Annotated in this window: 4 protein-coding genes; 1 reads left to right on the forward strand and 3 read right to left on the reverse strand. The window is 67.6% G+C overall.

The window, feature by feature from the left end:
• On the forward strand, window positions 1–2,517 hold a 2,517-nt coding region (locus VFY73_RS07740; protein ID WP_329717351.1), incomplete at its 5' end, for a DUF3857 domain-containing protein.
• Window positions 2,518–2,555: 38 nt separating this feature from the next.
• On the opposite strand, the gene VFY73_RS07745 is transcribed toward VFY73_RS07740, so the two are convergent.
• From VFY73_RS07745 to uvrA, 3 genes are all read right to left on the reverse strand, one after another.
• The gene (locus VFY73_RS07745) at window positions 2,556–3,839 is read right to left on the reverse strand and encodes an XAC2610-related protein (protein WP_329717352.1); all 1,284 of its coding nucleotides are present in this window, start codon (window positions 3,837–3,839) and stop codon (window positions 2,556–2,558) included.
• On the reverse strand, window positions 3,836–4,882 hold the full coding sequence (locus tag VFY73_RS07750) for a hypothetical protein (RefSeq protein ID WP_329717353.1): 1,047 nt from the start codon (window positions 4,880–4,882) through the stop codon (window positions 3,836–3,838). Before VFY73_RS07750 ends, VFY73_RS07745 begins: the two co-directional genes overlap by 4 nt.
• A gap of 110 nt (window positions 4,883–4,992) precedes the next feature.
• Window positions 4,993–8,747: excinuclease ABC subunit UvrA (gene uvrA, locus VFY73_RS07755; RefSeq protein WP_329717354.1), on the reverse strand; the 3,755-nt coding region annotated here is incomplete at its 5' end.

An 8,747-nucleotide genomic window follows, 5' to 3' on the forward strand; every position in this document is an offset into this window, starting at 1 on the left:
GCGCCATGGGTCGTGCCGTTGACACCCGAAGCCGGCCGCCAGTTGCCCGCCCAGCAGGTGGCCAAGGGCGTGCAATACCTGCTGCTCGACGTGCAACAGCGCGTCGATGCCCACGACAAGACCAGCTACCGGCACCTGGCGTCGAAGGCGCTCAACGAAGTCGGCCTCGAATCGATTGCCAACATCGAGATCGGCTTCGACCCCTCGTACCAGAAGCTCACGCTGCACGCGATCAACATCCGGCGAGGCGATGCGGTGATCGCCAAGCTGCCGACCGCGCAGGTGCGTGTGCTGCAGCGCGAGTCGGCGCTGGAGTCGCTGATCTACGACGGCTCGCGCACGGCCCATGTGTTTCTCGACGACGTGCGCGTCGGCGACGTCGTCGAATACGCCTACAGCCTGCGCGGCAGCAACCCGGTCTTCGGCAACCGCCACGGCGGCCGCTTCGACTTCCAGTTCGATGTGCCGGTGGAGCGGCTGCACGCGCGTCTGCTCTGGCCCGCCGGCCGTCCTCTGCACTGGCTGCTGCACAACCAGGCAGCGCCGGGCCGCGAAGAGGACGCTGCCGGCCAGCGCATCTTCAGCTGGGACCTGCGGGCGGTCGACGCCCGCATCGTCGAGAACGATGCCCCGGCCTGGTTCGACCCCTACCCGTTCGTCGAATGGGGCGAGTTCGCCAACTGGCGCGCCGTGGCCGATTGGGCCGTGCCGCTGTACCGACTGCCGGGCCAGCCGACACCGCGGGTGCGCGCTGTGGCTGCGCAGCTCTCCGCCGCCCATGCGACACCAGCCGAGCGGCTGGCCGCCGCGCTGCGCCACGTGCAAACCGAGGTGCGCTACCTCGGCATCGAGGTCGGCCCCGGCTCGCATGCCCCCAATCCACCCGAGCTGGTGCTGGAGCGCCGCTACGGCGACTGCAAGGACAAGACGCTGCTGACCATTGCGCTGCTGCGCGCCATGGGCATCGAGGCCCACCCGGCGCTGGTGCACACGACGATGCGCCACGCGATCGAGGCCAACCGGCCCGCGCCGACGGCGTTCAACCACGTGCTGCTGCGGGCCCGGCTCGATGGCCGCGACTACTGGCTGGACCCGACGCGCCCACCGCAGCAGGGTGAGCTCGAGCAGTTGGGGCAGGCCGACTACGGTCGCGCGCTGGTGGTCGACCCCGGCTCCGACAGCCTGGTGACTATGGCCGGCGAGAAGGCGAAGACGCGGCGCCGCGTGGTGCGCACCGTCATCGATTCCCGCGATGGCCTCGACAAGCCGGTGCGCTACACCGTCACCACCGAGATCATCGGCACCGCGGCCGACGACATGCGTTCCACGCTGAACTCGCGCCGGCACGAAGACCTGCAGAAGAGCTACCTGAATTTCTATGTGAACCAGTTCGGCGCCACCGATGTGGCGGCGCCGATGCGCATCGACGACAACGCGGCCGAAAACCGATTGCAGGTCACGGAGCACTACACGCTGAAGGAGTTCTGGCAACGCTCGGACAAGCACAAGCGGGTTGAAGGCACCGTGCCCAGCGCCGAGCTGCGCGAGTACCTGCAGCGGCCGCAGAGCCTGGTGCGCAACTCACCGCTGTCGCTCAACTCGCCGACCGATCTGCTGCTGGTCACCGAAGTCAAACTGCCGGAGAACTGGTCCATCGAGGCCGAGAAGACGCGCGTCAACGACCCGGCCTTCGACTTCGAGCGCAGCGAAGCCTGGGACGAAGCCAACCGCACGCTGACGCTGACCGACCACTTCCAGTCCCGCACCGACCACGTCGAAGCCGATCAGGTGGCCCGCTATGCCGAGAACCTCGGCAAGGCCCGAGACGCCACCTACTACACGCTCTACAAGTACGACACCGGCGCCGCCGGCACCGACACCAGCCCGACCCACTGGCTGCCCGCGGTGCTGGCCACGCTGTGCCTGATCGGCTTCGGCTGGCTGGCCCGCCGCGCCCATGACTGGGACCCGCCACCCGCTCGGCCGCAGGTCAGCCCGGCGGCGCCCTGGCCGCTGGGAGGTTGGCTGATCTTGCCGCTGCTGGGCGTTCCGCTGAGCCTGTACAACTTTGGTTCGGGCGTGCTCGGCATCTGGCCGTCGATGAGCACCCAGCATTGGGTCGCGATCACGACGGCAGGCACCAGCGAATTCCAGCCGCTGACCGCCATGCTGCTGGCGTTCGAGTTGGTGGCCAACCTCGGCATGCTGGCGGCCTACCTGCTGCTGGCCGTGCTGTTCCTCACCCGCCGCACCAGCCTGCCTCGCCTGTACGTCGCGACACTGGCGGCCCATGTCGCCGTGGTGCTGATCGACAACGTCTGGGCTTCGCTGATTCCAGCCACCGCCGACGGCGTGACCTACCAGGAATGGGGCCAGTTCGTCCGCTCCGTCGTGTCCGCCGCGATCTGGATCGCCTACTTCCGGGTTTCGGAGCGGGTGAAGGCGACGTTTGTGGTGCGGCGACGGTTGACGGCCCCGGCTGCGTTGCCAAACTCGCCTGCACCGCTTGATGCCTGAAAGGACACGTCATGAGCAGGCAACCCGGCACGCCCGCGTCAGTTCATGGGATCGGTGTCGCTGCAGCTCTCGGGTGTATCGACGGTGTGCCGCGATATGCGCTGACGGTCGAGGTCATAGGCCGCGACATCAGGACACCAGCGCTTGCCTTTGCCGTCGTCCAGACGAAGCCATCGCATCGCCTCCGACCTTTCAAGTCGTGATTCGCCCGAGGAGCCCAAGGCGAACACATCCACGGCAAGAGACGTCCCCAAGGCGAAAGGCTCGTCGTAGAGCTCGAGCTTCCGGATTTCGACGCCGTCCAGGCGCAATTCGCCGGCTCGATCTCGAATGATGCGCGGAGAGTATTCAATCTTTCCGTCAACGTAGGTCGGCATGCTGTACATGTAGCCCAGCTTGCCATCGCGCCAGACGGGCACCAGGTGACTCTCCCAGCTGCCTGCTGCCACCAGTTCGTCGCCTTCCCATCGGTACGTCTCGATGCCGTGCGAGCAACAGCTCCCTCGCCAATGGTGATAGACGATCCGATGCTTGGGGTCGAATTCAGGTGAGGTGATTTCCTGCAGCGTCGCAGGCGCGTCCACGAACCTCTTCGCCTTGGGATCGAACAGCCAGGACTGATGCGGGATGTTCGGCCCCGCGGGCAGCGTCAACGCGATCGCCAGATCCGCATGCCCGTCGAAATTCATGTCCACCTGCTGCGGCAGGAACATCCCGCAAGTGCCCTGCGAATCTGTGCCCAGTGTTTGCAGTAGATCGCCGTGACGGTACACGTGAATCGCCGACACATGGGGCGACTGCGCATCGCAGCCTTCTTCACTCGCCCCCGGGACGAACGCAGCCAACAGGCGCAGCTCGTAGGAAGGATCGACAGCGTGTTCAGCCTCGAGCGTGATCGGATGGCGTTGCTTTCCATGGGGGCTGCGCCACTCTCCGCGCCATCCATCGCCACTCGGCCGCAGCGACCAGTGACCTGTTGGTTTCGGCACGGCGGCGGCACCCGGCAAAGCCTCATCGAGCACCAGCGCATCGTTGTGCCAGCGTCCACTCAACTGTAGGCTGGCCGTCTGCGGCTGGCAGGCGCCGTAGCAGTAGGCGCCCTCGACGCGGTCACCGGTCCGCCGCAGCGACGGCACATGAACGGGCTTGTTGCCGATATGCCCTCGAAAGCCCCGCTGCCAGACCGCCAGTTCGACTGGCTGGTCGATGGGCTGTTCGTGGGTGCCGGCAGGGGCGGCGGCCAGCGTCATCTCGGCAATGGCCAGGATGAGCACCGGCCAGTGCCGCAGGTATCGATGAAGACGCATGATCGTGGCGTTCACCTGGTGTCCTGCGGCGATGGCAGGAGGACCGCTCGTCCCATGGGTTTGGGCGGCGGCTTCGGCCGCTCGCAGCAGGTGCCCTGTTCAATTCCCGCCCGGTTGGCTTCGCGCCAGCGCAGCCACGGGTCGAGGTAGCGATGCTCGTCCTGGTCGTACACGTCGATCGATGGGTAGGCTCCATCGCCGAAGGCCGCCATCAACCCGCCTACGCTGAAGTAGCGCACTTCGCGGTCCGGGTCGTCCAGACCGAAGCGAGCCAGCGACGCGCCCGCCGTGGCTGTTCCGGTCTCTCTCAGCACCGAGGCTGCGCCACGCCGAATCTCCACGTCACGCGATCGGAGCCAACGCGACGCGGGCTCGACGAGCTCGGGAGGAACCTTGCTGGACGAGCGGGTGATCGCGGATGCCAGGTGCCTCGCCATCCGCTCGGTGGCGGGCATCGGGTACAGCATCTCGGTGTCGGCCTTCATGAGCATTGAGTAGTCATCGACGAGGGCCAGCAAGGACAAGGCCGCCAGGCGTGGCGCAGGCGCGGGTGTCTGCGCGAGCCGCTTCAGTTCGTCGACGATCGGTGCCATCGGGAACGCAGACAAGTGCCGCATCGCATCACTCCGGACGGAATACGCGCGCTCGACATCATCACTCGAGGAGAGCGAGAGCCCGGCCAGGACCTGGTCATCGGCCGACACCAAAGCCAGCAACTCGTCGCGCACGCGCTCCGCCGGATCGGCCGGTGGCGGCGTCGCCACTTGCGCCTTCGGCAAGGCCGGCACGTCGAGGTGAAGTGGCGTGGCTTGCGAACAGACGGTGGCCGCCGAGCAGCGCAGGAAGAACAGGCGAAAGCTGTCCCGGTTCACGTTGATGTAGGACGAGGGCCGGTCGACGTAGCGCACCTTCAACACCGTGCCCGTCGGGTACGGCGGTCCCCTGAGCGTGCGAGAGACACTCACTGTCAGCGTGACCGGCACCGTCCAGTTCGACACGGGGCCGGATTGGTAGGTCATCACGCGGCCGGCGACGATCACGTTGGCGGCCTTGGTCATCTTGGGCACGTCCGGAGCTGCCACCGGCGTCGCCCGCGCACCGAGCGACGCAAGAGCAGCGATCTCCACAAGGAGCATGGCGACCCACCGTGCAGGGTAGCGCGGGCCCCTCAACGCGCCAGCACCGGCTTCAGCGCCACGCCCGTGTGCGTGCCTGCCTTGACCACCTGCTCCGGTGTGCCGGCGCAGACCACGCGGCCGCCGGCGGCGCCGCCTTCGGGGCCGAGGTCGATGACCCAGTCGGCTTCGGCGATCACGTCGAGGTCGTGTTCGATCACGACGACCGAGTGGCCGCCGACGACGAGGCGATGCAGCACGTGGATCAGCTTCTCGACATCGGCCATGTGCAGGCCCACCGTCGGCTCGTCGAGCACGTACAGCGTGTGCGGCGGCTTCTGGCCGCGGCGGGTGACGTCGTCCCGCACCTTGCTGAGCTCGGTGACCAGCTTGATGCGCTGCGCCTCGCCGCCGGACAGCGTCGGTGACGGCTGGCCGAGCGTGAGGTAGCCCAGGCCGACGTCCTTCAACAGCTGCAGCGGGTGCGCGATCGACGGCATGCTGGCGAAGAACTCGACGGCCTCGTCGACCTCCATGTTCAGCACGTCGCCGATGCTCTTGCCGCGCCAGCTCACCGCCAGCGTCTCGGCGTTGAAACGCTGGCCGTGGCAGACGTCGCATGGCACCTTCACGTCGGGCAGGAAGCTCATCTCGATCGTGCGCATGCCTTGGCCCTCGCACCCCGGGCAACGACCCTGGCCGGTGTTGAACGAGAAGCGTGCGGCGGCGTAGCCGCGCGCCTTGGCTTCGAGCGTCTCGGTGAAGAGCTTGCGGATCTGGTCCCAGAAGCCAATGTAGGTGGCCGGGCACGAGCGCGGTGTCTTGCCGATCGGTGTCTGGTCGACTTCGAGCACGCGGTCGATCGCGCCCCAACCACCGAGCGACGAGCAACCGGTCAGCGTGAACTCGCGCGGCGCGCCGCGGCCCTTGGCCGCCACCGCGGTGGCCAAGTTGGCCAGCAGCACGTCACGCGCCAGGGTCGACTTGCCTGAACCGGACACCCCCGTGACGGCGACCAGCCGCTGCAGCGGAATGTCGATGTCGACCTTCTGCAGGTTGTGCAGGTCCGCGCCGCGCAGTTCCAGCTGCGGCGTGGTCGCGGTGACCGCACGGCGCTCGTGCAGCGGATGCTTCAGCGGATTGGCCAGGAAGCGGCCGGTCAGCGAATCCGGGTGGTCGGCCAGGTCCTTCGCGGTGCCCTCGGCGATCAGGCGGCCACCGCGCTTGCCGGCACCGGGGCCGATGTCGATGATGTGGTCGGCGCGGCGGATCGTGTCTTCGTCGTGCTCGACGACGACCAGCGTGTTGCCCTTGTCGCCCAGCTTGTGCAGCGCGTTCAGCAGGATGCCGTTGTCGCGCGGGTGCAGGCCGATCGTCGGCTCGTCAAGCACATAGCAAACGCCTTGCAGATTGCTGCCGAGCTGCGCCGCGAGCCGGATGCGCTGCGCTTCGCCGCCGGAAAGGGTCGGCGCCGCCCGGTCCAGCGTCAGATAGCCGAGCCCCACCTCTTCGAGGAACTCGAGCCGGTTGCGGATCTCGGTGATCACGTCACGCGCAATGCCAGCCTCACGCCCGACGAGCTTGAGCGCATCGACCCAGGCGCGCGTGTCGCGCACCGACCATTGCGCCACCTCGTGGATGCCGAGTGACGAGAAGGTCACGGCGCGCGAGGCGGGGTTCAGGCGTGCGCCTTCGCAGTCCGGGCACGGCTCGCCGGCGACGCCTTCGACTTCCGGCTCCTCGCTCGGGAAACTCTGCTCGCGGCCCTTGTTGTCGTCGTCGCGTTTGGTGTCGTCGAAAGCCTGGCGCTGCTCGCGCGTCAGCGTGAGGCCAGTACCGACACAGCTGGTGCACCAGCCATGCTTGCTGTTGTAGCTGAACATGCGCGGGTCCAGCTCGGGGTAGCTGGTGCCGCAGACCGGGCAGGCGCGCTTGGTCGAGAAGACGGTCACCTGGCCGATGCGGGCGGTGCTGCCGCCAGCCGCCATCGTGCCGGCCAAGCCGTCCAGCGGGTGCAGCAGATGCAGCACGCCCTTGCCGATCTCGAGCGCCTGGCTCAGCAGGCTGCGCAGCTCGGCCTCGTTGTCCTTTCGCACGACCAGGTCGCCGACCGGCAGTTCAAGCGTGTGTTCCTTGAAGCGATCGAGCCGCGGCCACGGGTCCACCGACAGGAACTCACCATCGACGCGCAGGTGGGTGTGGCCACGCGCCTTGGCCCACTTGGCCAGGTCGGTGTAGACGCCCTTGCGGTTGACGACCAGTGGCGCGAGCAGGCCCACGTGCTGACCCGCATGGTCACGCAGCAGTTGCGCGGCAATGCTCTCGGCGCTTTGCGGCATCACCGGCGCACCGTCTTTCACGCAGTGCTGCAGGCCGAGCTTGACCCACAGCAGGCGCAAGAAGTGCCAGACCTCGGTCGTCGTCGCAACCGTGCTCTTGCGGCCGCCGCGCGACAGGCGCTGCTCGATGGCCACCGTCGGCGGGATGCCCCAGACCGCATCGACCTCGGGCCGGCCGGCCGGCTGCACGATGCTGCGGGCGTAGGCGTTCAGCGATTCGAGGTAGCGCCGCTGGCCCTCGTTGAACAGGATGTCGAAGGCCAGCGTCGACTTGCCAGAGCCGGACACGCCGGTGACCACGCTGAACTTGCCGCGCGGGATGTCGACGCTCATCGACTTCAGGTTGTGCTCGCGGGCGTTGACGATGCGGATCGAATCGTCTTCCTCGCGCCGTTCGCGGATCTTGCGGCCAAGGTAGGCGCCCTCGGGGTGCATCTTCTCGCTCACGCCGAGCGCACCGTCGTAGTCGCGCAAGGCCTTGCCGGTGTGCGAGCTGGCATGGGCGCGGACGTCTTCCGGCGTGCCGGTGGCCACCACCTCGCCGCCAGCGTCGCCGCCTTCGGGGCCGAGGTCGATCAGCCAGTCGGCGGCGCGGATCACGTCGAGGTTGTGTTCGATCACCAGCAGCGAGTGGCCAGCGTCCAGCAGCTTGCGCAACGCGCGCATCAGCTTCGCGATGTCGTCGAAGTGCAGGCCGGTGGTCGGTTCGTCGAAGATGAAGAGCTGACCCTTCTTCGCCACCGCCTGGCGAGAGCCCGCTGCCGCTTCGGCCAGGTGGCCGGAGAGCTTGAGCCGCTGCGCCTCGCCACCGGACAGCGTCGGCACCGGTTGGCCCAGGCGCACGTAGTCCAGGCCGACATCGACGATCGGTTGCAGCGTGCGCACGACCTCGCGGTCGTTGGCGAACAGCTGCACGGCCTCGCTGACCGTCAGTTCCAGCGTGTCAGCGATCGACAGTTGCCGATCGCCACGGATGATCTTCACATCGAGGATCTCGGCGCGGTAGCGACGGCCATCGCAATCGGGGCAGCGCAGGTAGACGTCCGACAGGAACTGCATCTCGACGTGCTCGAAGCCCGAGCCACCGCAGGTCGGGCAGCGGCCATCGCCGGCGTTGAAGCTGAACATGCCCGCGGTGTAGCTGCGCTCTTGCGCCAGCGGCGCGACGGCGAAAAGCTTGCGGATCTCGTCGAACGCGCCGACATAACTCGCCGGGTTCGAGCGCGCCGTCTTGCCGATCGGGCTCTGGTCGACGAACACGGCGCCGGCCAGGTGGTCCATGCCGAGCAGGCGGTCGTGCTCGCCCGGCGTCTCGGTCGCTTGGCCAAAGTGGCGCAACAGGGCCGGCACGAGCACGTCCTGCACCAGCGTGCTCTTGCCCGAACCCGAGACGCCGGTGACCACCGTCAGACGCTGCAGCGGGAACTCGACCGCGACGTTCTTCAGGTTGTGTTCACGCACACCTTCGA

Source organism: Ideonella sp., assembly GCF_036277275.1.
Lineage (GTDB): Bacteria > Pseudomonadota > Gammaproteobacteria > Burkholderiales > Burkholderiaceae_C > Ideonella.

Excerpts from the sequence above, each read along its gene's own strand:
- VFY73_RS07750 (WP_329717353.1), bottom strand. The coding sequence starts at position 4,882 with ATGACCAAGGCCGCCAACGTGATCGTCGCCGGCCGCGTGATGACCTAC.